The sequence below is a fragment of the Streptomyces fuscichromogenes genome, assembly GCF_014645815.1.
Lineage (GTDB): Bacteria > Actinomycetota > Actinomycetes > Streptomycetales > Streptomycetaceae > Streptomyces > Streptomyces fuscichromogenes.
On sequence record NZ_BMML01000112.1, the window covers coordinates 1 to 1137 of the forward strand.

The 1137-nt window shown below is 72.1% G+C and carries 1 protein-coding gene; it reads left to right on the plus strand.

What is annotated here, in order from left to right:
- Positions 1-1137, plus strand: a 1137-nt coding sequence (locus IEZ11_RS50415) for an acyltransferase domain-containing protein (RefSeq protein WP_189269857.1), incomplete at both ends; no start/stop codon positions are given.

The following is a 1137-nucleotide window of genomic DNA, read 5'->3' on the forward strand; positions in this document are numbered from 1 at the left end:
CCGTCTGGCGGTGCTGTTCACCGGCCAGGGGGCGCAGCGGGCCGGGATGGGCCGGGAGCTGTATGCGGCCGAGCCGGTGTTCGCCGAGGCCTTCGACGCGGTGTGTGCGGTCCTGGACCCCCATCTCCCGCAGCCGTTGAAGCAGATCGTGTTCGGCGGCGGTCCGGAAGGCCTCCTGGACCAGACCCGGTTCACGCAGGCCGCGCTGTTCGCGGTGGAGACGGCCCTGTTCCGGCTGGCCGAACACCGCGGGCTGCGCCCGGACTTCCTGATCGGGCACTCCATCGGCGAGGTCACCGCCGCGCATGTCGCCGGGGTGCTGTCCCTGACCGATGCGGGCGTGCTGGTGGCGGCGCGGGGCCGGCTGATGCAGGCCGCCCGCCACGGCGGTGCGATGCTCGCGGTCGCCGCCCCCGAGGCGCAGGTCGCTCCGCTGATCGCGGAGGCGGGTCTGGATCTCGCAGCGGTCAACGGCCCCTCCGCCGTCGTCGTTTCCGGTGACGCGGACGCGGTCGAGGAGATCGAGGCCTGCTTCAAGGCGGATGGTGTCCGGGTCAAGGCGCTGACGGTCAGTCATGCCTTCCACTCCGCCCACATGGACGAGGTCCTTACCGAGTTCACCCGCACCATCACCGCCCTCACCTTCAACCCGCCGGCCATCCCCATCGTGTCGAACGTGACCGGCCGGATCGCCACCGGGCAGGAGCTGACCGACCCGGGCTACTGGGCCCGGCACATCCGCGGCACCGTCCGCTTCCACGACGGCCTCAGCACCCTCGCCGCCCAGGACGTCACCACCTACCTCGAACTCGGCCCCGACCCCGTCCTGACCGCCATGGTCCAAAACACCCTGACAGCAGGCGAGTTCACCGCCGCAGCAGCCCTGCACAAGGGCAAGGACGAAGAGCGCTCCCTGCTCACCGCGCTTGCCGCCGCCTGGGCCAACGGCGCCCCCGTCGACCTCACCGGGCGGGTCACCGGCGGCCGGCGTGTCCCCCTGCCCACCTACGCCTTCCAACGCGACCGCTACTGGCTCGAAGCGGCCCCCTCCACCGACCTCACCCCCACCGGGCTCTCCCCGACGGATCACCCCCTGCTGGGCGCGCACCTGGAACTCGCCGAGTCCGGCGCCCACAT